The following is a 24185-nucleotide window of genomic DNA, read 5'->3' on the forward strand; positions in this document are numbered from 1 at the left end:
CTGTTATAGTAAGGCTGAATTTTTTCGCGTTGGAGGAAAAGCAATGAAGACAGTGGCGGATTATGTGCGCACCATTCCGGATTTTCCGGAGCCCGGCGTCATGTTTCGGGATATCACGACGATTTTGCAGGACGCGGAGGGGCTGCACCTTGCGGTCGACGGTCTTCGCGAGGCACTGAAGGGTGTCGATTACGATGTCGTCGTGGGTCCGGAATCCCGCGGTTTTATTTTCGGTGTTCCGCTCGCCTATGCGGAGTATAAGCCCTTTGTTCCGATTCGGAAGGCGGGCAAGCTCCCGGCGGAGACCATTTCCGAGACCTATGAGCTGGAGTACGGCCATGCGACCATCGAGATCCATAAGGATGCGATCAAACCGGGACAGCGCGTCGTGATTGTCGACGACTTGATCGCGACCGGCGGCACGACGGAGGCCATGATACGCTTAATCGAAAAGCTCGGCGGCGTGGTCGAAAAGGTTTTGGTTGTGATTGAGTTAAAGGGACTGCACGGCAGAGATAAGCTGGAAGGCTATCCGGTCTTCTCGCTGGTGAGCTACGAGGGAAAGTAAAAGAAGAGCGCTGTCCGCTTGGGGCAGCGCTTTTTCTGAAGCGGAAAGTCCGTTAAGAAGGGGCTGAAAGAAAAGGTCTTAAGAAAAGAGAAAAGATATGAAAGCTTGTATACACATCTATACGGGGGACGGCAAGGGAAAGACAAGCGCTGCCATGGGGCTTGCGCTTCGCATGGCGGGACACGGAAAGCGCGTGCTGCTCGCCCAGTTCTTAAAGGACGGGAGTTCGGGCGAGCTTGCCGCCCTCCGAACATTGCCCGAACTGCACTGCCTCCGCATGGAGGAGCACTTCGGCTTTTTTTGGACCCTCAGCGAGGCGGAGCGAGAAAAAGAAAAGGCAGCCGTGCGGCGCTATTTCACGGAAATCTTGGAGGCGGTCCGGCGGGAAAAGCCGGCGCTCCTGATTCTCGATGAGAGCATAGCGGCCTATCGTCTGGGGCTTATTCCGCAGGAGGCCTTCCTTAACTTCTTGGACCATAGGCCCGAGGGCCTGGAGCTCGTGCTGACCGGGCGGGATGCGCCGGAGGAACTTCTGAATCGCGCCGACTATGTCTCGGAACTAATCAAGCGGAAGCACCCCTTTGACGAGGGGCTTCCCGCGCGGGAAGGGGTGGAGTTTTGAGAAGCGAGGCACTTGAAAAAGCGCTTGCACCCTATGCGGCCTTTGAGGACGGAAAGCGTCTTCGCGCGGGTTTTACGACCGGGAGCGCGGCCGCGGCTGCGGCTTCCGCTGCGGCGACCCTGCTTTTTTCGGGCGAGCGCTGCGAGGCGGTTTTGCTTCGCACGCCGGTCGGCGCCCTGCTCCCGATTCCGATCGAATGCGCGGAGCTGCGTGACGAAAACGGTGTGAGAACCGCGCTTGCGGCGGTGCGAAAGGACGCGGGCGATGATCCCGATGTGACGGATGGGCTTCTCTTTTACGCGAGCGTCCGCACGGAGAGGAGCAGAGGCACAGGAAACAGCGAGAGAAGCGAAAGCACTGCGGCGCAGGCGGGAACGGAGAAAGTTTCGGCGGCGGATGCTTCGGCGCTTCCGGTGGTACTCTGCGGCGGCCCGGGCGTGGGCCGGGTGACCAAGCCGGGGCTCGAACAGCCGGTCGGTGAAGCGGCCATTAACCGCGTGCCGCGGAATATGATTGCGGAGGCGGTGCGGGCCGCATACCGAGAGAGCGCTTCCGCGCCGCTTGCCCCCGAAGAGCGCGTCGTTGTGACCCTCTCCTGCCCGGAGGGAGAGGAGAAGGCCCAAAAGACCTTTAACCCGAAGCTCGGCATAGAAGGCGGGCTCTCGATACTCGGGACCGAGGGCATCGTGCGCCCCATGAGTCGGCGCGCCCTCATCGAGACCATCGTGACGGATGTCAAATTCCATTTGACGGAGCGGGACTGCCTGCTCGCCGTGCCCGGGAGTTACGGGCTTCATTTCCTGGAAGATCACTTTGGACTCGGTGCGGCGGATCCCGTGGTCATGAGTAATTTTGTCGGTGAAACCCTGGATGCCGCGGTACAGTACGGGGCGAAGGGCGTGCTGCTCGCGGGACATCTCGGGAAGTTTGTAAAGCTAGCGGGCGGTATTATGAATACACACTCCCGCGAGGCGGACTGCCGCCTGGAACTACTCGCAATCCACGCCTTTCAGGTGGGCGCGCCGCGTGAGCTCGTTACGGCGGTCTTAAAGGCCGGGCTCACGACAGAGGCTGTGCGGCTCTTAAAAGAGGCGGGCTATCTCAAGGCGACTTCCGAGAGCCTGCTTAGCGCAATGGAGCGCGCGGCAGAGAGCCGCGTGCGGGGGGAGACGGAAATCGGTATTTTGGTATATACCCTGGAGGACGGCGTACTCGCGGAGAGTCGAAACGCGCGGGATTTGATGCGCCGCAGCATAGGAGGGGGAGAAAAATGAGTGAGCAAAAAGTCCTGTTGTTCGGCGGAACCACCGAGGGGCGGGAACTGGCAGCCTGGCTTCGGGAGAGCGATATTCCGGTGCTGAGCCATGTCGCGACCGAATACGGGGAGGCCTTACTGCGAGAGGAGGCGCTTCCGGCCGAGTCCGGCAGACTCAATGAACCGGAAATGCGGGAGCTCTTGGAATCGGGCGCGTTTTCCGTGGTTGTCGATGCAACCCACCCCTTTGCGACCGAGGTATCCGGAAACATTCGGGAGGCAGCGAAAGAGGCGGGGGTTTTCTACTGCCGTGTGCTGCGCGCGGCGGCCGAGGAGAGCGAGGAAGTGCGGCTAGCCGAGGCGAGACTGATTGCGCGGGGACTCTTTTCGGTCTTTGCAAGTCAGCGCGAGGCGGCGGCATACTTAGCGGGAACGGAGGGAACGGTCTTTCTTTCGACCGGCAGCAAGGAGCTCTCGGTCTATGATGCGCTCCCGCGGGAGCGGCTCGCGGTTCGCATTTTGCCGGGCGAAGAGGCGCTTCAAAAGGCTGTCGAGGCGAGGCTTCCGCTCGCCAATATTGTGGCGATGCAGGGGCCCTTCTCGACCGCGCTGAATGAGGCGCTCTTACAGCGCTTTGACGCGCGCTACTTAGTCAGCAAGAAGTCGGGGCAGCCCGGCAGTTATCTTGAAAAACTGCTGGCCTGCGAGCGGCTCGGTGTCGCTTTTCTCGCGATACGGCGGCCTGCGGAAGAGGGCGGTTATTCCATGGAGGAAGCAAAGGCACTGCTTCGGCAGCGCTTTGGCGGAGGAGAGACGAAAAAAGAAATCGCCATCGTCGGCATAGGGCCGGGGCGAGCGGGGCTTTTAACCGCGGAGGCGCGGGAAGTCATAGTAAACGCCGAGCTCTTAATCGGGGCAAGCCGCATGAAGGACTTTGCGCTTGCACTCTTTCGGGCAGCCGGTCGGCAGGCACCTGCCTGCGCGGATAGCTACCGGCCGTCCGAGATTGCCGCGCTTGCGGAGCAGAGTCAGGCAAAGCGCATTGCGGTGCTGACCAGCGGGGACACAAGTTTCTTTTCGCTGACCCGTCAGCTTACGAAAGCCCTTGCCGCGCGGGAGGCACTGCCGAAGCCCGTGATCTACCCCGGTATTTCTTCGCTCGCCTTTTTTGCGGCAAAGCTCGGCTTCTCGACCGAGGGGCTTCCGAGTCTGCGCCTCCACGGGCGAAAGCAGGCCTTGCTCCCGGTTATATTAAAGCAAAGAAGGGCCTTCGTGATTCTGGAGGGGGCTTCGCAGCTTGACGAACTCCGGGAACTCGCGGCGGCGCTTGGCCGCTTCGGTGCGGGGGATGCGTGCTTTTCGTTCGGCGCAAATTTAGCCCTCCCGGATGAGCGCATCTTTTCGGCGACTGCGAAGGACTTTGCGGAAGAGGCACTCACGGAGGAATTTGCGGCGCTCCCGCCGCATGTGCTGCTTTGCCTCTACCTAGCGCTGCCGGATGCATCCGCGGCGCGTCCCTTGAGCCCCGGCATTCCGGATGCGTGCTTTCTCCGCGAGAAGACGCCGCTCACCAAGCGGCAGATACGCGCGGCGGCAATCAGTCTGCTCGGCGTACGGGAGGATGCGGTTTGCTGGGATATCGGGAGCGGCACGGGCGGCATGACCGCCGAGCTCGCCATGGCGGCACCCCGCGGGGAGGTCTTAGCCGTGGAGTGCGATGAGGAGGCCTTTGCGCTTACGGGACAGAATATAAGGCGCTTTGCGCTCTCGCAGGTAAAGCAGTACTTCGGCCGTGCGCCGGAAGTTCTCGCGGACCTTCCGAAGCCGGACTGCGTCTTTGTGGGTGGCAGCACCGGGGAGATGGCGGCAATCTTTACGGCTGTTTTTGGGAAGAATCACGCGGCGCGCGTGGTCGCGACCGCCGTGAGTCTTGAGACCATCGCAGAGCTCTCGGCGCTTTGCGCAGCGTATGAGCGCGCGGGCTGCCATGTCGAGTGCCTGCAACTCAGCGCGGCCGAGACCAAGAAGCTGGGGCGCTATCATCTCTTGTTCGGACAGAACCCGACCATGCTCTTTTTGATTGAAGGAGGTGCGGCATGCAAAAACTGATGGTGGCGGCGCTCTCATCAGGTGCGGGAAAAACGAGTGTCAGCATGGGACTCGCGGCTCTCTTTCGGCAGGCCGGAAAGAGCGTACAGGTCTATAAGACGGGGCCGGACTACATTGACCCTCAGTTCTACGCTCCCATTACCGGCAGGCGCTGCATCAATTTAGATCCCTATTTTCTGTGTGAGAGCGAGCTTATCGAGACCTTTTCGCGCTATCAAGGCGAGGCGGATATTCTCCTCGTCGAGGCCGCGATGGGGCTCACGGACGGCATTGCGGGGCAGGGGGACAGGGCTTCTGCGCTCCAAGTTGCGCGAACCCTCTCTCTGCCGATACTTCTCCTGGTGGCAAGAGGTTCGGAAGAAGAGGCGGCGGAAAAACTATCGGCGCTTACGGCAGAGGACCGCGCGCGCATTCGGGGCCTCGTCTTAAACGAAGGCGGCAAGGGAGTGGCAGAACCCGGGACAGAGCTGCCGCGCGAACTTGCCGGCATTCCGGTACTCGGGCGCATCCCGGCGCTCGGCGCGCAGACCTTAAAGAGTCGTCACCTGGGGCTTGTTGTGCCGCTCGAAGCGGAGGAGATACTGGGCTTTGCGCGGCGAATGGCGGCGGCCCTTAAAGAGGCCTTGCCGGATGACTTTTTTTTCGGCGGCGGAGCGGCGGAAACGCCCTTCCGTGTCGGCATAGCGCGGGACGAGGCTTTCTCTTTCTTCTACGAAGAAAATCTTCGCGTTCTGCGGGAGCTCGGCTGCGAACCTGTCTTTTTCAGTCCCTTAAGAGAGCGGGCGCTTCCGGCGGGCTTATCCGGGCTCTGGCTTCCCGGCGGCTACCCGGAACTTTACGCGGAGGCGCTTGAAAACCAAACTTCTCTTCTCGAGGACATACGGGACGCGGTGCAGGGCGGGCTTCCGACCGTTGCGGAGTGCGGCGGCTTTATGTTCCTGCTGGAGAGCCTCGAGGATGTGAACGGGCTCACGCATGAGATGGTCGGCGCCCTTCCCGGACGGGCCTTCCGCACCGAGAAACTGCAGCGCTTCGGTTATATTGAAATCAAAGCGAAGGAAGATACGCTGCTTCTAAAAGCGGGAGAGAGCCTTCGCGGGCACGAATTTCACTACTGGGATGCGAGCGAGAACGGCGAGAGCTGCCTTGCGACCAAGGCAAACGGCAGTAAGTCCTGGGACTGCGTGCAGGGGAGCGCGACCCTCTTTGCGGGCTACCCGCATATTTATCTCGCAAACGAGGCAGGGCAGTGGGCCGCTGCGCGCTTTGCGGCGGCCTGCCGCGCCTTTCAGCGGGCCCGCGAGGCGGCAAGATGCTAGTGCTCTATGCGGGCGGCAGCGCGAGCGGTAAATCGGAGGCGGCGGAAGCAGCGGCCGTGCGCGCGGCTAAGGCGGCGGGAACTCCGCTCATTTACCTCGCGACCATGGAGCGCGGCGGGCGGGAAGCGGAAGCGCGGATTGAAAAGCACCGCGCGCAGCGCGCCGAGAAGGGCTTCCGAACCATAGAACGTCCGCGCGCGGTGCACGAACTCACGCTGCCCGCGGGCGCTGTGGTTCTCTTGGAGGATCTCGGAAATTTAGTCGGGAACGAACTCTTTTCGCCGGAGGCGGCCGCGCTCTCCGAAGCGGATGTACTGCGGGCACTCAACGAGAGCCTGCTTTCCCTCGAGGCGAAGTGCGGGCAACTTATCTTGGTCGGCGCCCTGCTCGCGGAGGAGCCGCGATATGCGGATCCCGACACCGAGCGCTATGTGCGCATCTTTTCCGCGCTTCAGAATGCGCTCGCCGCGAGCGCGGAAGCCGTGTATCTCGCGGAGCTCGGAATCCTGCGCTGTATCAAACGGAAGGAGGATGTATGAAGTATCTCCGCGCTTTTTGTATTGCCGCAGCCATGTATTCGCGGCTTCCGGTGCCGAATGTGCGCTGGGATGAGGAGAGCAAGGCAGCCGTACTCCTGTTATTTCCGCTGCTCGGCGTCATTGAGGCGGGACTCATCTACGCGGCGGCGATTTTCATGCTGCGCATTTCGGTAGCTGCGCCGCTCGAGGCCCTTTGTCTCACGGCCTTGCCCCTCCTCTTTACCGGCGGCATTCACTTTGACGGCTTTTTGGACACGGCGGATGCACTGGGTTCCTGGAAGGGAAAAGAAGAGAAACTCGCCATTTTAAAAGATGTGCATGCGGGTTCCGCGGCGGTCTTACAGGGCGGACTCATGTTGCTCGGCGGCTTTGCGGCCTGGCTTACCCTCTTTGAGACAGGACGGCTTCCCGAATATCTGCCCCAACTTTTGCCGATCTTCCTCATGAGCCGCGCGCTCAGTGCGCTCTCCATCTATCTGCTCCCGAACGCGCGGGGGGCCGGAACGGTGTACGACTTTACCTTGTCGCGCGCCAGGCGAACGGGGCAGCTCCTATCGAGCCTCTATTTGATACTTGCCGCGGCGGCTCTTTTCGGCACGGGTTCTCTGTTTACGGGCGCTTGCATTTTCGCTGCCGTGCTGCTCTCGGCGGTATATAGCGGCGCTCGCGCAGCTCTCTCCTTCGGCGGCATGACGGGAGACCTTGCGGGCTTTCTCTTAACGAACTGCGAGGCGGCCGGCCTCATCGCCGCCGCGCTTGCATTCCGCATTTAAAGACCGTATAATCTAAGATTATTATATAAAATAAGAAGCAGTCAAAAGTCCGCTCAAGGCGGGCAAATTCAGCGCTTGTCCGATCACGGGCGAAGCTGAGAAAGGGGGACCGGACAGTATGGAAGAGAACCAGAGAGAATTGGAGAAGCCGGCAGAATTTACAGACCCGGATGTACTCTATGAGGAGCTGATCGCAGCCATTGAGCGCTATCATCCTTCCGATGACACTGCGCTCATTCACCGCGCCTATATGACCGCGAAGAACGCACATATGGATCAGAAGCGGAAGTCCGGCGAGCCCTACATCATCCACCCGCTCTGCGTCGCGATTATTCTCGCGGATTTGGAGCTCGACAAAGAGAGCATCATCGCGGGGCTTTTGCACGATGTCGTCGAGGACACGATACTCACGAAGGAGCAGATTGCGCGCGTCTTCGGGGACGATGTGGCCCTCTTGGTGGACGGCGTTACCAAGCTCACAAACCTCACCTGGACCAAGGACAGACTTGATATTCAGGCCGAAAACCTTCGCAGAATGTTTCTTGCGATGTCACAGGACATCCGCGTCATTCTGATTAAGCTTGCGGACCGCCTCCACAACATGCGCACCCTGCAGCACATGAAGCCGGAGAAGCAGCGCGAAAAGGCGAAGGAAACCTTGGAAATCTATGCGCCGCTCGCAGACCGCCTCGGTATCAGCCGTGTTAAGGTAGAGCTCGATGATTTGGCGCTCCGTTATCTGGAGCCGAAGGCGTATCACGAGATTGAAGAAAAAATCGCGGAGATGAGTCAAAGCAAGGAGCGCGTCATCGAGAGTCTGGTTGAAAAAGTACAGCACCTCATGAACCGCGAGCAGATCCCGAGCAGTGTGATCGGACGGCGAAAGCACATCTTCTCGATTTACAAGAAGATGGTGAGTCAGAACAAGAGCTTTGACGAGATTTACGATATCTTCGCGGTGCGCGTGCTTGTGCAGGATTTAAAGGACTGCTATGCCGCGCTCGGCGCCCTGCATGTGAGTTTTACACCGCTCTCGGAGCGCTTTAAGGACTATATCGCGCGTCCCAAGCCGAACCGCTACCAGTCCCTGCACACGACCCTCATAGACCGCGGCGGCACCTTGTTTGAAGTGCAGATTCGCACCTATGAGATGGACAAGGTCGCAGAATACGGTATCGCCGCGCACTGGAAGTACAAGGAGAAGGCAAAGGGCGAGAATCCCACGGTGACAGGCGGCGAGGCGGAGAAGATGCGCTGGCTCCGCCAGATTCTCGAGTGGCAGCGGGAGATGCCGGACAGCAAGGAGTTTCTCTCGGGTGTACGAAACGAGCTGAACCCGTTTACGGACATGGTTTATGCCTTTACGCCGAACGGCGATGTCAAAACCCTGCCGGCGGGTTCCACGCCGATCGACTTTGCCTATTCCATTCACTCCGCGGTCGGAAACTGCATGGTGGGCGCACGTGTCAATGCGCGCATGGTGCCGTTAAACTACGTGATACAAAACGGAGACCGCGTCGAAATTCTGACTTCGCAGAACTCGCGCGGACCGAGCCGCGACTGGCTCAAGCAGGCAAAGAGCTCTCAGGCGCGAAATAAAATCAATCAGTGGTTTAAGACCGAGCTCAAAGAAGAGAACATTGTGCGGGGCAAGGAATTGCTCGCCGCCTATGCGAAAAGCCGCGGACAGGATTGGAGCGAGTTAAACCGCCCGGAGTACCAGGAAAAGGTGCTGCGCCGCTATTCCATGCATGACTGGGACGCGGTGCTTGCGACCGTGGGCCACGGCGGCATCAAAGAGGGCCAGGTCGTAAACCGCATGATCGAGGAGCGGAAACGGGCGCTCGCCAAGCAGATTTCGGATGAGACCGTGCTCGCAAACCTCGAGGAGAACAACAAGGAGAGCCAGATTGCGACGCTCCGCAGATCCGGAAACGGCATCGTCGTGAAAGGCATCCACGACCTCGCAGTTCACTTTTCTCGTTGCTGCGCGCCGGTTCCGGGCGATGAAATTGTAGGCTTCGTGACGCGCGGCCGCGGCATTACCATACACCGCACGGACTGCATCAACATTCTGTCCCTGCCCGAAATCGAGAGGGCTCGTCTCATCACGGCCGAATGGCAGGTGCCGGAGGGAGAGGAGAATCACTATATTGCGACCTTGCGCGTGGTGGCGCACAATCGCACCGGCCTCTTGGTTGACATAAGCCGCGTCTTTACGGAGCGCGGGCTGGATGTGAAGGCTTTCAACACGAGAACCTCGAAGCAGGACATCGCGACGATGGACGTGACCTTCGAGATCGGCTCCGCGGAGGAGATTCGTTCTCTGCAGGATAAACTTCGGCAGTGCGATGGCGTCATTGACATTGAGAGGAGCTGAGCCATGGACGAGAGCAAACTTTCCGTTCTTTGCATGACACTGGGTATGGTGGAGACCAACTGTTACCTGGTTTGGAACAAAGAGAGCAAGGAGGCCCTCTTGATCGATCCGGCCGATTCCGCGCCGCAGATCGAGAAGGTGATACGCGAGCGGGAGCTTACGCTGAAGGCCCTTCTTCTGACGCACGGTCACTTTGACCACGTGCTCGCGGCCGATGCGCTGCGTGAGGCCTTTCATGTGCCGCTCTGCGCGGCTTCCCCCGAGGCAGAGACCTTAAACGACCCCGACTTAAACGGCGACGCGCGTTTCATGCGGAGCGGACTCCGCTTAAAAGCGGACCGCCTGTTCACGGACGGCGAGAAGGTAGAGATACTCGGCACCGAGATGCAGGTTATTTTCACACCGGGACATACGCGCGGCTCCTGCTGTTACTATTTCCCGGCGGAGCAAGTTCTCTTCTCTGGCGACACGCTCTTTCAGGGTTCCTTCGGCCGGGTGGATTTGCCGGGCGGAGACCTGCCGAGCTTAAAGAAATCACTGGACAGGCTCTTTGCGCTCCCGGAGGATACGCTGGTGCTCCCGGGACATATGGGCGAGACCAGCATAGGCGAAGAGCGGAAGAGTAACCCGATTTTCTATTACTGAGACAGGGTAAAACAGATGATATCCTTACAATTACAGGACGTCCCCTTTGAACAGGATGTCCGGGAACTTTTCATGGCGTTTTTTCCGGGACAGAGCTTCAGTCATGTACCGGAACAAGACGCCATGATTTCTTGTATCATGGAGGCCTGCGCGGAGGAAGGCGCCGCGCCGCGGCTCGGCAGCTATCGAGCCGAACTGCGGACGGCAGAGGGAGAGGCGTTTCGCTTTGAGAGCGCTTGGATGGAAGAGCGCATCGAGAGCAAGAACGAATTGAAGCGTGCGCTCTACCGCGCGCTCTCCGCGCTCACGGGGAAAGAACTTCCCTGGGGCACGCTGACGGGCATACGTCCCGCAAAGCTTGCGCTCACGGGACTGCAAGCGGGGAAGTCGGCGGATGAAATCCGGGCCGAATTCAAACGCGATTTCTTTTTGAGTGACGCGCGGAACGAGCTCTGTGTGAGGACCGCCGAAAATGAGCTCCGCGCGATTCGCGGGCTCGACTTTTCGACGGGCTACAGTCTCTACATCGGCATTCCCTTCTGTCCGACGACCTGCCTCTACTGCTCCTTCCCCTCCTATCCGATCGGAAGTAAGAAGAGCACGGCTTATCTCGCGGCCTTGAAAGAAGAAATACGGCTGGTCGCGAACTTGATGGCGGAAAAGCGCCTCGACGCTATCTATGTGGGCGGCGGGACGCCGACCAGTTTAAGCGCAGCGGAACTCGAAGAGCTGCTCGGCTTTGTGAGAGGACTCTTTGATCTCTCGGCGCTTCGGGAGTTTACGGTCGAGGCCGGACGCCCGGACAGCATAAGCCGCGAGAAGCTGATTGTCCTAAAGGAACAGGGCGCAGACCGCATCAGCATCAATCCCCAGACCCTAAAACAGGGGACCCTCGACCTAATCGGGCGCTTTCACACGGTGGAACAGTTCGTTGAGAGCTTTCGGCTCGCGCGAGAGCTCGGCTTTGACAACATCAACACCGACCTCATCATGGGGCTACCGAACGAGAGCGAGGCGGATGTGCGGCGCACCATGGAGGGCATACGCGCGCTTTCGCCGGACGATGTGACCATACACAGTCTCGCTTTGAAGCGGGCGGCGCGCCTCAACACGAAGCGCGAGGACTATGCGGATGTGAGCTACGGCGACGCGAACCGCATGGTGGAGCTCGCCTCTTCCTATTGCGAAGAGATGGGGCTCTCGCCCTACTACCTCTACCGCCAGAAAAATATGGCGGGCAACTTAGAGAATGTGGGCTGGTGCAAAAGGGGCAAGGAAGGGCTCTACAACATTCTCATCATGGAAGAACTCGAGACCATTATAGGCTGCGGCGCGGGCACAACGACGCGGGTGATGCGCGGCGCCGGGCAGTACGATCGCCTTGAGAATGTCAAGGATCCCGGACTCTATGTGGAACGTCTTAAGGAGATGCTCGCAAAAAAGGAGCGTGCCCTCGGCGGAGATGTGCTAAGATAAAGAGATAGAGACGATAGGGAGAAGCGCCAATCGGAGAGAAGGAGGGTAAGGCGATGAGTTTAAAGAAGCAGCCGGTCACAGGAATGAAGGACATTCTGCCGGACGAGATGACCTTGCGGGATTATTTGATCGGTGTCATTAAGGAGACCTACCGCAGCTTTGGTTTCACCCCCATGGAGACCCCCTGTGTGGAGCACATTGAGAATTTGACGAGCAAGCAGGGCGGCGACAACGAGAAGCTGATTTTCAAAATTTTAAAGCGCGGCGAGAAGCTCCGCCTCTCGGAGGCGGCGGGCGAGGAAGATCTCTGCGACAGCGGTCTTCGCTACGATCTGACGCTTCCGCTGACCCGTTATTATGCGAACAATGCGGCAAAGCTGCCGAGCCCCTTTAAGGCGCTGCAGTGCGGCTCGGTCTGGAGAGCGGACCGCCCGCAGAAGGGCAGATATCGCCAGTTCACCCAGTGCGACATCGATATCCTGGGTGAGGAGAGCAATCTCGCCGAAATCGAGCTGATCCTCGCAATCGCGAAGACCTTAAAGAAGCTGGTTCCGACCAACGACTTCCTGGTCCGCGTGAACGACAGAAAGATACTGCGCGCCATGGTGGCTTTTGCGGGCTTCCCGGCGGGACAGGAAGACAGCGTTCTGATTACGCTCGACAAGATGGATAAGATAGGCACGGAAGGTGTCCGCGCGGAGCTCATCGAGAACGGCGCGAGCGAGGCTTCCGCGGAAAAGTACCTGGGGCTCCTTGCGAACCTCGGGAACGATGCGGCGGCGGTGCGCGGACTCGGCGAGACCCTCGGCGACTTCCTCGAAGCGGGCACCGCAGAGGGACTTGCGGAGATCATGGAAGCCGTTAAGAGCGTGAGCGGCGGCGCGGTCAAGGTGCAGTTTGACCCGACCTTGGTTCGCGGCATGGGCTACTATACGGGCTCCATCTTCGAGGTTTCGATGGAAGGCTTCGGCGGTTCGGTTGCGGGCGGCGGACGCTACGACAAGATGGTCGGCAAGTTCACGGGCACGGATGTTCCGGCCTGCGGTTTCTCGATCGGTTTTGAGCGCATCATCGCAATCCTCATGGATCAGCAGTACGTGATTCCCTCGCAGAAGGAGAAGGTCGCGATTCTGCTCGATAAGAAGCTCAGTGCAGCGCGCCGCGGCGAGGCGCTGCTCGAAGCGGAGCGCGAGCGTGAGGCCGGCAAGGATGTGCTGGTCACCAAGATGGCAAAGAACAAGAAGTTCCAGCGAGACCAGCTCTCGCAGCAGGGCTATACGGATTTCCGGGATTATTTTGAGGCATAAGAGGGGAGATACAGTATGTCGGAGTCAATGAGAGGCTTGAAGAGAACACATCGCTGCGGCGAAGTGGTTGGAGCGGAGCTCGGCAGTGAAGTCACGGTCATGGGATGGGTGCAGCGCAGCCGCAATAAGGGCGGCGTCGTTTTCACCGATCTTCGCGACCGCAGCGGCCTGCTCCAGCTCATTTTTGAGGAGGAGGACTGCGGAGAAGAGGTGTTCCGCAAGGCGCAGAGCTTAAAGAGCGAGTACTGCATTGCGGTCGAGGGACGGCTTGAGCGCCGTTCGGACCCGAACCCGAAGCTCCCGACCGGTGAGCTCGAGGTGCGGGCAAAGACACTCCGCATACTCTCGGAGTCCGAGACCCCGCCCTTCCCGATCGAGGAGAATACGAAGACGCGCGAGGAGCTTCGCTTAAAGTACCGCTTCCTCGATCTTCGCCGTCCGGATTTGCAGGCGAGAATCATGCTGCGCTCCAAGATTGCGGCGGAGATTCGCCGCTTCATGACGGGCGAGGGCTTCCTTGAGATTGAGACGCCGACCCTGATCAAGTCGACGCCCGAGGGCGCGCGCGACTATCTGGTGCCGAGCCGTGTCCACCCGGGCAGCATGTATGCGCTGCCGCAGTCGCCCCAGCTCTTAAAGCAGCTGCTCATGTGCTCCGGCTACGACCGCTACTTCCAGCTGGCGCGCTGCTACCGCGATGAGGACCTGCGCGCGGACCGTCAGCCGGAGTTCACCCAGGTCGATATGGAGCTCTCCTTTGTGAATGCGGACGATGTGCTCGCGGTCAATGAGAAGCTCCTGCACAGTTTGTTTAAAGAAGTGCTCGGTGTCGAGGTGCAGCTTCCCATTCAGCGCATGACCTGGAGAGAGGCAATGGAGCGCTACGGCTCCGACAAGCCGGATCTCCGCTTCGGCATGGAACTCACGGATGTCTCGGCGGTCGTCAAGGACTGCGAGTTTGCGGTCTTTGCGGGCGCACTCGCGGCGGGCGGCAGCGTGCGCGGCATACGCGTGGAAGGCCAGGGCCATATGCCGCGAAAGAAGATTGACGCGCTCGTCGAATTTGCCAAGGGCTACGGCGCGAAGGGTCTCGCCTATGTCGCGATTCAGGAGGACGGAAGCCTTAAGTCCTCGTTTGCGAAGTTCATGAAGGACGAGGAGATGCAGGCGCTCGTTGCGGCCATGGGCGGCAAGAACGGCGACCTCCTGCTCTTTGCGGCGGATAAGAACAAGACAGTCTTCGACGTGCTCGGCGCGCTCCGCGTGGAACTTGCGCGTCAGCTTGAACTTCTCGACAAGAACGAGTTCCGCTTTGTCTGGATTACGGAATTCCCGCTTCTTGAGTGGTCGGAGGAAGAGGCGCGCTTCAAGGCGATGCACCACCCCTTCACGATGCCCATGGAAGAGGATTGGGATAAGATTGACAGCGATCCGGGTGCGGTTCGCGCCGAGGCCTATGACATAGTCTTAAACGGCAATGAGATCGGCGGCGGCTCGGTTCGTATTCACCGCTCGGATGTGCAGGAGAAGATGTTCGAGGTTCTGGGTCTCACGAGAGAGGTCGCGGAGGAGCGCTTCGGCTTCCTGCTCGATGCCTTCCGCTACGGCGTGCCGCCGCACGCGGGTCTCGCCTACGGCCTTGACCGCCTGGCGATGCTCATGGCGGGGGCGGACACGATACGCGACGTCATTGCCTTCCCGAAGGTCAAGGACGCCTCGGATCTCATGATGAACGCACCGGATATTGTTGAGGAGAAGCAGCTGGAGGAGCTCTCTCTCTGCTTCCGGGAGAATCAGGCGTGAACAACGAAACGATTAAGATTTTGATTGCGGACGATGAGGCGCGCATGCGCGCCCTCGTCCGCGATTATCTGCGGGTCAAGGGCTATCAGGTTCTGGAGGCGGAGAACGGCGCGGAGGCGCTTTCGGTCTTCGAGCGGGAGCCTGACATTGCCCTCGTGCTCTTGGATGTCATGATGCCGGAACTGGACGGCTTCGAGACCTTGAAGGAACTGCGCCGCATTTCGGAGGTGCCGGTGCTCATGCTGACCGCGCGCAGCGAGGAGAGGGATGAGCTTCGCGGCTTTTCGCTCGGCGCGGACGAATACATCGCAAAGCCCTTCAGCCCGAAGGTGCTCATGGCGCGCGTCGAGGCTGTTTTAAAGCGCACTGCGGCGAATCCGGAGGGCATCGTGCTGGAGACCGCCGGCATACGGCTCGATGAGCGCGCCCATGAAGTCAGCGTGGACGGAAAGAACATAGACTTAAGCTTTAAGGAATTCGAATTGCTCCGCTACTTCCTCGAAAATAAGGGGATCGCACTCTCGCGGGAAAAGATTCTGAACCATGTCTGGAATTACGACTACTTCGGCGATGCGCGCACCATCGACACGCATGTGAAGAAACTCAGGGCCAAGATGGGAGAGAAGGGCGCGTATATCCGCACCATCTGGGGCATGGGCTATAAATTCGAGCCGGAGGAGGCGTGAAACACTCGATACGCCTGCGCTTTACGGCGCTGATTTTTCTGGTGCTCGCGCTGCTCATGGCGGGCCTGCTCCTAATGAACAGCTTCGGCCTGGAGCGCTTTTACCGCAGGCAGAAGGTAAGAGATTTGGAGTACGCCTACCGAGAACTCGATGCGCTCGCCATGGCGAAGGGCGCAGCGTCAACGGATGTAGAGGACTTACTCCGCTCCTACAGCAGTCACTATAACATCATGGTGGCAATCGTGGACTCGGCGAATTCAAAGCTCTTACAGAGCAGCGAGAACGGGAAGAGCCGACTCTACAAGCGGGTGCAGCGCTATCTCTTCCAACAGGGAGAAGACAGCAAGACTGTGGTGCTGAAGCGAAGCGAGAACTACACCATTGTGCAGGCTTACGACGAGGGCAGCCAGAGTGCGAACATAGACTGTTTCGCCTATCTCTCGGACAACCAGACCCTGCTGCTCATGACCACGCCGGTTGCGAATCTCAAGGAGAGTGTGCGGCTCGCAAACCGCTTTCTCTTCTATGTGGGTGCGCTGACCCTCTTGTTCGGCGTCTTTTTGGTCTGGGGCATGACCTCCCGCATTACGGGTCCCATACGATCGCTCGCGGCCCTCTCCGAAAAACTGGGACACATGGATTTTTCGGAGCGCTACCGCGGACAGAACGAGGATGAAATCGGCGTGCTCGGCAAAAACATGAACAGCATGGCGGGACAGCTGGAGCGGGCCATACTGGACTTAAAGGAAGCGAACCGAAAGCTGCGCGACGACCTTGCGCGCAAGGAAGAAATCGATGAGATGCGGCGGGAGTTTATCGCGAATGTCTCGCATGAGCTGAAAACCCCGATTGCCCTGATACAGGGCTATGCGGAGGGACTTGCGGACGGGCTCTGCGAGGAGAAAGAGATGCGGGAACAGTATCTCGGTGTGATACTCGACGAGGCGGAACGCATGAACAAGCTGGTGCGCCAGTTACTCACGCTCTCGCAGCTGGAATCCGAGCACCCGGACCTGAATCTCGAGGTGTTTGACCTCCGGGAGAGCGCCGAGAGCGTGCTCCGGAAAACGCAGGTGCTCGCCGAGGAGAGCGGGGCGAAGAGTTCGCTGCTCGCGCCGAAGGAAGCTCTCCTGGTGCGCGCGGATGCCTTTCGCATCGACGAAGTACTCATGAACTATGTGAGCAATGCGTATCATCATGTGAGCGAGGGCGGTGAGGTCAGCTTGCGCCTCCGTGTCGACGGCGATCGGGCGCACTGCGAGGTCTTTAACAGCGGAAAGCCGATTCCCGAGGCCGATTTGGAGCGGGTGTTTGAGAAGTTCTACAAGGTGGACAAGGCGCACACACGGAAGTACGGCGGGAGCGGGATCGGTCTCTCGATTGTGCGTGCGATCATGACCCAGCACAATATGCCCTGCGGTGTGCGAAACGTCGAGAACGGCGTGGTGTTCTGGTTTGAACTGCCGCTCGCCGCGACATGAACCACAGGATGTGCCCGTGAAACACTAGATGTGGTGGCGTGACGAAAAGCAAACACAAAACTTGTGAAATTTGCCCATTGCTTTTTGAATCTTGTGAACTCTGACGAGGATGCAAACGCACTTACTGGACTTTTCTCGCTCTGTTTCGGCGCTTTGCCATGTTTTCAATTCCAGTCAAGAGCGGTACACTATAGGAGCCCTAATTATGGGGCTTCTATTTTATTGATACTCCACATCTAGTGGAGATGAACCGCGAAAGAGGGGAACGGGATGGAAACCAAGGTCAGAACCAATGTCATTAAGCGCAACGGCCAGGAAGTGGAGTTTGACATCGAGAAAATCGTGAATGCGATTGAGGCGGCAAACCGCGAGGTGGACAGAATTCACCAGATGAACACCTACCAGATTCAGGCGATTGCGGATAAGATTGCCGCAGAGGTTGCGAACATCAAGCGCGCCGTCAACGTCGAGGACATTCAGGAGATGGTCGAAACCGGCATCATGGAGATGCGCGGCTTTGAGGTTGCGCAGAAGTACATTCGTTACCGCTACAAGAGAAGCCTTGCGCGTCATGCGAATACGACAGACGAGGGCATACTCTCCCTGATCGACCAGGCGAACGAGGAAGTGAAGCAGGAGAACTCGAACAAGAACCCGGTCATCAACTCGACCCAGCGCGACTACATGGCGGGTGAAGTCTCGAAGGATCTGACGCGCCGCATTCTGCTGCCCGAGGAGATTGTGAAGGCGCACGAGGAGGGCTTGATTCACTTCCACGATTCCGATTACTATGCGCAGCGCGAGCACAACTGCGATCTCATCAACCTGGAGGACATGCTGCAGAACGGCACCGTGATCAGCGAGACCATGATCGAGAAGCCGCACAGCTTCTTTACGGCCTGCAATGTCACGACCCAGATTGTCGCACAGGTCGCTTCGAACCAGTACGGCGGTCAGTCCTTTACGCTCTCGCACCTCGCGCCCTTTGTCGACGTGAGCCGTCAGAAGATTCGCAAGGCGGTCCTGGAGGAGAGAGAGCTCTGCGGTGAGTCCGTGGACGATGAAATCGTGGACCGCATCACCGAGCGCAGACTGAAAGAGGAGATTCGCAGCGGTATCCAGACCATTCAGTACCAGCTGATTACGCTCATGACCTGTAACGGTCAGGCGCCGTTTGTCACGATGTTCATGTACCTCGATGAGGTTCCGGAGGGACGCTTAAGAGACGATCTCGCGAGCATCATCCGCGAAGTGCTGCTGCAGAGAATGCGCGGCGTCAAGAACGAGAAGGGCGTCTGGATTACCCCGGCCTTCCCGAAGCTGATCTACGTTCTGGACGAGGACAATATCAGCGAGGACGCACCGTACTGGGAGCTCACCGAGCTCGCGGCGGAGTGCACCGCGAAGCGCCTCGTGCCGGACTACATCTCGGCGAAGAAGATGAAGGAGTACAAGAACGGCGATGTGTACCCGTGCATGGGTTGCCGCTCCTTCCTGACCCCGGATCTCGAGGGCCTCGGTGAGAACGGCGCGCACAAGTACTACGGCCGCTTCAACCAGGGCGTTGTGACCATCAACCTCGTCGATGTTGCCTGCTCCTCTTACGGCGATATGGACAAGTTCTGGGAGATACTTGAGGAGAGACTGGAGCTCTGCCACCGCGCGCTCCGCTGCCGTCACGAGAGACTGCTCGGCACCGTCTCCGACGTTGCACCCATACTCTGGCAGCACGGCGCACTGGCGCGCTTAAATAAGGGCGAGACCATTGACAAGCTCCTGTTTGACAATTACTCGACCATTTCGCTCGGCTACGCGGGCCTCTACGAGATGTGCATGCGGATGACGGGCAAGAGCCACACCGACGCGGAAATCGGCCGGCCGTTCGCAATCAAGGTCATGCAGAAGCTGAACGACAAGTGCGCGGAGTGGCGTGAGGCGGAGCGCATCAGCTATTCGATTTACGGAACGCCGATGGAGTCCACGACCTACAAGTTCGCAAAGAGCCTGCAGAAGCGCTTCGGCATCATTCCGGGTGTCACGGACAAGAACTACATCACCAACAGCTACCACGTCCACGTGAGCGAGAAGGTCGATGCCTTCCAGAAGCTCTCGTTTGAGGCGGACTTCCAGAAGCTCTCCCCGGGCGGTGCCATCAGCTATGTCGAGGTGCCGAATCTGCAGAACAATATCCCGGCGGTGCTCTCGATGATGCGCTATATTTACGATCACATCATGTACGCGGAGCTCAACACGAAGAGCGATTACTGCCAGGTCTGCGGTTATGACGGTGAGATTAAGATTCGCGAGAACGAGAACGGCAAGCTGATTTGGGAGTGCCCGAACTGCGGCAACCACGATCAGGAGAAGCTCTTTGTCGCGCGGAGAACCTGCGGCTACATCGGCACGCAGTTCTGGAACCAGGGAAGAACACAGGAGATTCGCGACCGCGTCCTGCATGTCTCGACCGCAAAGCGGGAGGCAGGTTGTAAGAGCGTCGAGGACTGAAAAGTCCGGGAGGAAGAATGAATTACGGACAGGTGTTTTATGCGGATACGGCAAATGGCATAGGCGCGCGCATCTCGCTCTTTGTGAGCGGGTGCACGCACCACTGTCCGGGTTGTTTTAACGAGGAGACCTGGGATTTTAACTTCGGCGATCCCTTCACGCGAGAGGTCGAGGACGATATCATAGAGCATCTTCGCCCCTCCTACATCGACGGGCTCTCGCTGCTCGGCGGCGAGCCCATGGAGGCGCAGAACCAGCGCGTCCTCCTGCCGTTTCTGGAGCGGGTCAAGCAAGAAGTGCCGCATGCGACCGTTTGGATCTACTCGGGCTATACCTTCGAGGAACTTCTGGACACGGAGAATCGCCGCTGTCACACCGAGGCGACCAGGCGCATTCTGGAACTCGCGGACATCCTGGTGGACGGCAAGTTCATACTCGCGGAAAAGGATGTGAAACTCCGCTTCCGCGGGAGCAGAAACCAGCGCATTCTGGAACTGAAGGAGAGTCTCAAGGAAAACCGTCCGGTGCACTCGCGCTACGAGAATCCGATCAAACACCATTATTAATTGAATGAATGGACTGCGATAGTATAATCTCATAGGTCAGCGGCCCCTCCCTGTGCTAAAATGAAGCAATCACAGGGAGGGGCTTTTTTTATGAAAATCAGTCAGTTATTGAAAGAAAAACCGGTTACACTCTCACTCGAAGTATTTCCGCCGAAGACCTCCGAGAAATACGAGGCGACTGCGGCGAATGCAAAGAAGATTGCGGCATTGCATCCGGACTTCATGTCCGTGACTTACGGCGCGGGCGGCGGCACGGGAGACTTTACGGCGGAGATTGCGGCGGAGATTCAGAACGGCTACGGCGTTCCGACCCTTGCGCACCTGACCTGCGTCTCCTCCTCGCGGGAGCATGTGACCAAAATGCTTTCTCTTTACAAGGAGAAGGGCATCGAGAACGTCCTTGCGCTCCGCGGCGACTTACCGCAGGACGGCACGCGCTCGGAAGACTACCGCTATGCGGTACAGTTGATTCGCGATATCAAAGAGAGGGACGGCGATTTCTTCTGCCTCGGCGGTGCCTGCTATCCGGAGGGACATGTGGAGTGCGAGCACAAAGAGGACGATATTCAGTTCTTAAAGGAGAAGGTGGATGCGGGTCTCGACTTCCTGACCACCCAGCTTTTCTTTGACAACAATATTTTTTATAACTTCCTCTACCGCGCGAGGGAGAAGGGCATCTCGGTTCCGATCATCGCGGGCATCATGCCGATCACCCGGGCAGAGCAGTTAAAGCGCTCGGTCGCAATGTCCGGCACGGCGGTGCCGCAGCGCTTCCGCGCGATTGTGGACCGTTTCGGCGAGCGACAGGGTGCGATGGAGCAGGCAGGTGTGATCTACGCGGCCGAGCAGATTGTGGACCTTATCGCAAACGGCGTGACCCACATCCATGTATACACGATGAACCGCCCGCAGATTGCGGAGCGCATCCTAAACCAGCTCTCGGAGATTGTCGACTGATGGAAGCGCGTGAGTTGGAACTCGACTACAGCGAGGTCTACCGTTACCTCGGCTATCGGAAGGAGCAGCCGGAGGGCGAGGTGAAGGAAGTTGTGGAGCGCTGTGTCGGGGATCTGGTGGCGCAGGCCGAACTGCGCTCGGTCGCGCGGCGCTTTCCGCTTGAATTTCTCGGGGAACAGCGTTTCCGCATCGGCGACATGGAGCTTGAGAGCCGGGCGCTCGCGCGAAACATGCGCGGCTGCGACGAGGCCTATCTCATGGCGGCTACCATAGGCTTTGCGATGGACAGGCTCGCGGCGCGCGCCTCGGCAATCGGCCGCATGAGTCGGGCTGTGATTTATCAGGCGGCCGGCGCCATGCTGATTGAGAGCTATTGCGACGCGCTGAACCGGAAGCTCAAGGAGGAGGCGGCGGCAGAGGGCAAGTTCCTGCGCCCGCGCTTTTCGCCGGGCTACGGTGACCTGCCGCTCGCCATTCAACCCGAGCTGTTTCGCGTGCTCGATGTGCAGAAGAACACGGGTATTACCCTGACCGAGAGCCTTTTGATGATGCCGACCAAGTCGGTCACGGCGCTGATCGGGGTTTCGACCGAGGACTCCCACTGTCTGATTCAGGGCTGTGAGAGCTGCGGAAAAAGAGACTGTAGTTTTCGGAGATAAGAGAGGGAGAACAAGAGATGGAGAAGAGAGATTTACGCGCCTGTCTCGGCAAGGAGTGGCTCTACTGTGACGGCGGAACCGGCTCCCTTTTACAGGAAAAGGGCCTAAAGGGCGGAGAACTGCCGGAGCGGTGGAATCTGGAGCGCCCCGAGGACATCATTGAGATTGCGGAGTCATATTTCCGTGCGGGCGCGGACATTGTGAACAGCAATACCTTCGGCGCAAACCGCCTGCACTACCCGGACAGGACGGAGCTCGAGCAAATTGTCCGCGCGGGTGTGCGCCATGTTAGAACGGGCCTTCAGCGAAGCGGTCGAACGGACGGCTTTGTCGCGCTGGACTTGGGCCCCACCGGACGCCTCTTAAAGCCGATGGGCGATCTCGCCTTTGAGGACTGTGTCGCGATTTTTGCGGAGGCGGTGCGCTGGGGCAAGGAAGAGGGGGCGGATCTCGTGCTGATCGAGACCATGTCCGATGCGATGGAGGCAAAGGCTGCGGTGCTCGCGGCAAAGGAGAACTCGGATCTTCCGGTCTTTGTCACAACGGTCTTTGACGAGAAGGGAAAGATGCTGACCGGCGGCACGGTGGAGAGCGTCACGGCGATGCTCGAGGGCCTTCGGGTCGATGCACTCGGTGTGAACTGCGGCCTCGGACCGCTGCAGCTCTATCCGATCGTAAAACAGCTCCGCGAAGTCTGCTCGCTCCCCATCATTGTAAATCCGAATGCCGGGCTGCCGCATGCGAAGGACGGCGTGACCTACTACGATCTCGGGGCAGAGGAATTCGCCGCGGAGATGAAGAAAATTGCGGAACTCGGTGTCCACGTGCTCGGCGGCTGCTGCGGCACCACGCCGGAGCACATACGCCTCGAAATCGAAGCGACGCGCGCGCTTCCCTTCGAAGCGCCGGTAAATAAGCACCGCGCCGTGGTCTCTTCGTTCTCGCAGACGGTGGAGCTCGGCAAGCGCCCCGTTATCATCGGCGAGCGCATCAACCCGACCGGCAAGAAGCGCTTTAAAGAGGCGCTCCGAACGGGCGATATCGAGTACATCTTGGAGCAGGGCATAGAACAGGAAGAGGCCGGCGCGGACATGCTGGATGTGAACGTGGGCCTTCCGGAGATCAACGAGCCGGAGATGATGGAGACGGTGATGACCAGACTCCAGGGTGTCACGGCGCTGCCGCTGCAGCTCGACACGACGAATTTGGAGGCACTGGAGCGCGGTCTTCGCCTCTACCACGGCAAGGCCATGATCAACTCCGTGAACGGCAAGGAGGAGAGCCTTGAGACCGTACTCCCGCTGGTCGCAAAGTACGGCGGCGTGGTCGTGGGCCTGGCTCTCGATGAGAATGGTATCCCCGAGGATGCGGAGGGCCGCATTCGCGTCGCGAAGAAGATTTATGCGCGCGCGGCGGAGTACGGCATCCCGCCGGAGGACATCATCATCGACGGCCTCGCGATGACCATCTCGACCGACGACAACTCGGCAAATGTGACCCTCGAAGTGCTGCGCCGTGTCCGCGACGAGTTGCACGGGCACTCGATACTCGGTGTCAGCAATATCTCCTTCGGACTGCCGCAGCGCGAGTTGATCAACAGCTTCTTCTTTGCGCTCGCCATGAAGAGCGGGCTCTCCTGCGCCATCATCAACCCGAACAACGAGGCGATGATGGCGGCCTACCGCTCCTACCTGGCGCTCTCCGGATTCGACCGGCAGTGCCAGGGCTATATCGCGGAGTATGCGGGTAAGGCCAATGTGTTTGCGGGTAAGGGCAAGGTCGTTGTCGCGGCAGAGGGCGGCGAGAAGGCAAAAATCGGCAGTGCGGAACTCCCCGAGGGCATGCAGGGCTCGCCCCTCATTGACGCAATCCGCTTCGGTCTCGGCGAGAAGGCGACGGAGGAGACCACGCGCCGCATCGAAGAGGGAGAGGCTCCCCTCGACATCGTAAACCGAGAGCTGATTCCCGCCCTCGATGTGGTGGGCAAGGGCTTTGAAAAGGGGACGCTCTTCCTGCCGCAACTTCTCATGGCGGCGGAGGCCGCAAAGTCTGCCTTTGAAGTGGTCAAGAAGTCCATGAGCGGCACGGCGCGAAAGGAGCGCGGCAGCGTGATACTCGCGACCGTAAAGGGCGATATTCACGACATCGGCAAGAACATTGTGAAGGTGCTCATGGAGAACTACGGCTATAAGGTGTATGACTTGGGCCGTGATGTGCCGGCGGAGGCCATTGTAGAGACCGCGCTGCAACACGATGTAAAGCTCGTCGGCTTAAGCGCCCTGATGACGACAACCGTCGTCAACATGGAGTCGACCATCAAGCTGCTCCGCGAGAAAAAGCCGGATGCCAAGGTCGTGGTCGGCGGCGCTGTCATGACCAAGGAATACGCGGACGATATCGGCGCGGACTGCTACGCGAAGGAAGCCATGGATACCGTGCGCTACGCGGACACGCTGTTCCCGGAGGTATAAGTGAAAAGCGAGACAGCAAGAGCTGTCTCGCTTTTTGCCGAAGAAGCGGAAAGCAGTTGCTGTA

General features: G+C 59.1%; 19 protein-coding genes. All 19 read left to right on the forward strand.

Annotated elements, in window-relative coordinates; all coding sequences use genetic code 11:
• Positions 1-43 precede the first annotated feature (43 nt).
• The 19 genes from QU660_RS03260 (at position 44) to QU660_RS03350 (ending at position 24121) form a co-directional block, all read left to right on the forward strand.
• The gene (locus tag QU660_RS03260) at positions 44-568 is read left to right on the forward strand and encodes an adenine phosphoribosyltransferase (protein WP_304946910.1); all 525 of its coding nucleotides are present in this window, start codon (positions 44-46) and stop codon (positions 566-568) included.
• Between the two features lie 97 nt (positions 569-665).
• Complete coding sequence (locus QU660_RS03265; protein ID WP_304946911.1) at positions 666-1190, forward strand: cob(I)yrinic acid a,c-diamide adenosyltransferase; 525 nt, start codon at positions 666-668, stop codon at positions 1188-1190.
• Positions 1187-2464: a cobalt-precorrin-5B (C(1))-methyltransferase CbiD gene (gene cbiD, locus QU660_RS03270; protein WP_304946912.1), complete on the forward strand. Its 1278-nt coding sequence runs from the start codon at positions 1187-1189 to the stop codon at positions 2462-2464. The genes QU660_RS03265 and cbiD overlap by 4 nt, the downstream gene beginning before the upstream one ends.
• Positions 2461-4554 carry a precorrin-6A reductase gene (cobK, locus tag QU660_RS03275; RefSeq protein ID WP_304946913.1) on the forward strand — a complete coding sequence of 698 codons (2094 nt, stop codon included), beginning with the start codon at positions 2461-2463 and terminating at the stop codon, positions 4552-4554. The genes cbiD and cobK overlap by 4 nt, the downstream gene beginning before the upstream one ends.
• Positions 4542-5873, forward strand: a complete 1332-nt coding sequence (locus QU660_RS03280) for a cobyrinate a,c-diamide synthase (RefSeq protein WP_304946914.1) — start codon at positions 4542-4544, stop codon at positions 5871-5873. Before cobK ends, QU660_RS03280 begins: the two co-directional genes overlap by 13 nt.
• Positions 5867-6412 carry a bifunctional adenosylcobinamide kinase/adenosylcobinamide-phosphate guanylyltransferase gene (locus tag QU660_RS03285; protein ID WP_304946915.1) on the forward strand — a complete coding sequence of 182 codons (546 nt, stop codon included), beginning with the start codon at positions 5867-5869 and terminating at the stop codon, positions 6410-6412. Before QU660_RS03280 ends, QU660_RS03285 begins: the two co-directional genes overlap by 7 nt.
• Positions 6409-7185, forward strand: a complete 777-nt coding sequence (locus QU660_RS03290; protein ID WP_304946916.1) for an adenosylcobinamide-GDP ribazoletransferase — start codon at positions 6409-6411, stop codon at positions 7183-7185. The genes QU660_RS03285 and QU660_RS03290 overlap by 4 nt, the downstream gene beginning before the upstream one ends.
• A 118-nt stretch (positions 7186-7303) precedes the next feature.
• A complete protein-coding gene (locus QU660_RS03295) occupies positions 7304-9565 on the forward strand; it encodes a RelA/SpoT family protein (RefSeq protein ID WP_304946917.1) in 2262 nt (753 codons plus the stop codon).
• Between the two features lie 3 nt (positions 9566-9568).
• Positions 9569-10210 carry an MBL fold metallo-hydrolase gene (locus QU660_RS03300; protein WP_304946918.1) on the forward strand — a complete coding sequence of 214 codons (642 nt, stop codon included), beginning with the start codon at positions 9569-9571 and terminating at the stop codon, positions 10208-10210.
• Between the two features lie 15 nt (positions 10211-10225).
• The gene (gene hemZ, locus QU660_RS03305) at positions 10226-11686 is read left to right on the forward strand and encodes a coproporphyrinogen dehydrogenase HemZ (RefSeq protein ID WP_304946919.1); all 1461 of its coding nucleotides are present in this window, start codon (positions 10226-10228) and stop codon (positions 11684-11686) included.
• Positions 11687-11739: 53 nt separating this feature from the next.
• Positions 11740-12993, forward strand: coding sequence for a histidine--tRNA ligase (hisS, locus tag QU660_RS03310; RefSeq protein WP_304946920.1), 1254 nt, complete (start codon positions 11740-11742; stop codon positions 12991-12993).
• Between the two features lie 15 nt (positions 12994-13008).
• Positions 13009-14796 carry an aspartate--tRNA ligase gene (aspS, locus tag QU660_RS03315; RefSeq protein ID WP_304946921.1) on the forward strand — a complete coding sequence of 596 codons (1788 nt, stop codon included), beginning with the start codon at positions 13009-13011 and terminating at the stop codon, positions 14794-14796.
• On the forward strand, positions 14793-15482 hold the full coding sequence (locus QU660_RS03320) for a response regulator transcription factor (RefSeq protein ID WP_304946922.1): 690 nt from the start codon (positions 14793-14795) through the stop codon (positions 15480-15482). Before aspS ends, QU660_RS03320 begins: the two co-directional genes overlap by 4 nt.
• Positions 15479-16963 (forward strand): sensor histidine kinase, encoded by a 1485-nt coding sequence (locus tag QU660_RS03325; protein ID WP_304946923.1) that lies wholly within the window; start codon positions 15479-15481, stop codon positions 16961-16963. The genes QU660_RS03320 and QU660_RS03325 overlap by 4 nt, the downstream gene beginning before the upstream one ends.
• Before the next feature lie 270 nt (positions 16964-17233).
• Entirely contained in the window at positions 17234-19468 is a 2235-nt protein-coding gene (nrdD, locus tag QU660_RS03330; RefSeq protein ID WP_304946924.1) for an anaerobic ribonucleoside-triphosphate reductase, read from the forward strand.
• A 17-nt stretch (positions 19469-19485) separates the two neighbouring features.
• Positions 19486-20034: an anaerobic ribonucleoside-triphosphate reductase activating protein gene (gene nrdG, locus QU660_RS03335; RefSeq protein ID WP_304946925.1), complete on the forward strand. Its 549-nt coding sequence runs from the start codon at positions 19486-19488 to the stop codon at positions 20032-20034.
• A gap of 90 nt (positions 20035-20124) precedes the next feature.
• Positions 20125-20991 (forward strand): methylenetetrahydrofolate reductase, encoded by an 867-nt coding sequence (locus QU660_RS03340; protein ID WP_304946926.1) that lies wholly within the window; start codon positions 20125-20127, stop codon positions 20989-20991.
• Entirely contained in the window at positions 20991-21650 is a 660-nt protein-coding gene (locus QU660_RS03345; RefSeq protein ID WP_304946927.1) for a vitamin B12 dependent-methionine synthase activation domain-containing protein, read from the forward strand. The genes QU660_RS03340 and QU660_RS03345 overlap by 1 nt, the downstream gene beginning before the upstream one ends.
• A 17-nt stretch (positions 21651-21667) precedes the next feature.
• Positions 21668-24121 (forward strand): homocysteine S-methyltransferase family protein, encoded by a 2454-nt coding sequence (locus QU660_RS03350; protein WP_304946928.1) that lies wholly within the window; start codon positions 21668-21670, stop codon positions 24119-24121.
• Positions 24122-24185 lie beyond the last annotated feature (64 nt).

The organism is Stomatobaculum sp. F0698, from assembly GCF_030644385.1.
GTDB lineage: Bacteria > Bacillota > Clostridia > Lachnospirales > Lachnospiraceae > Moryella.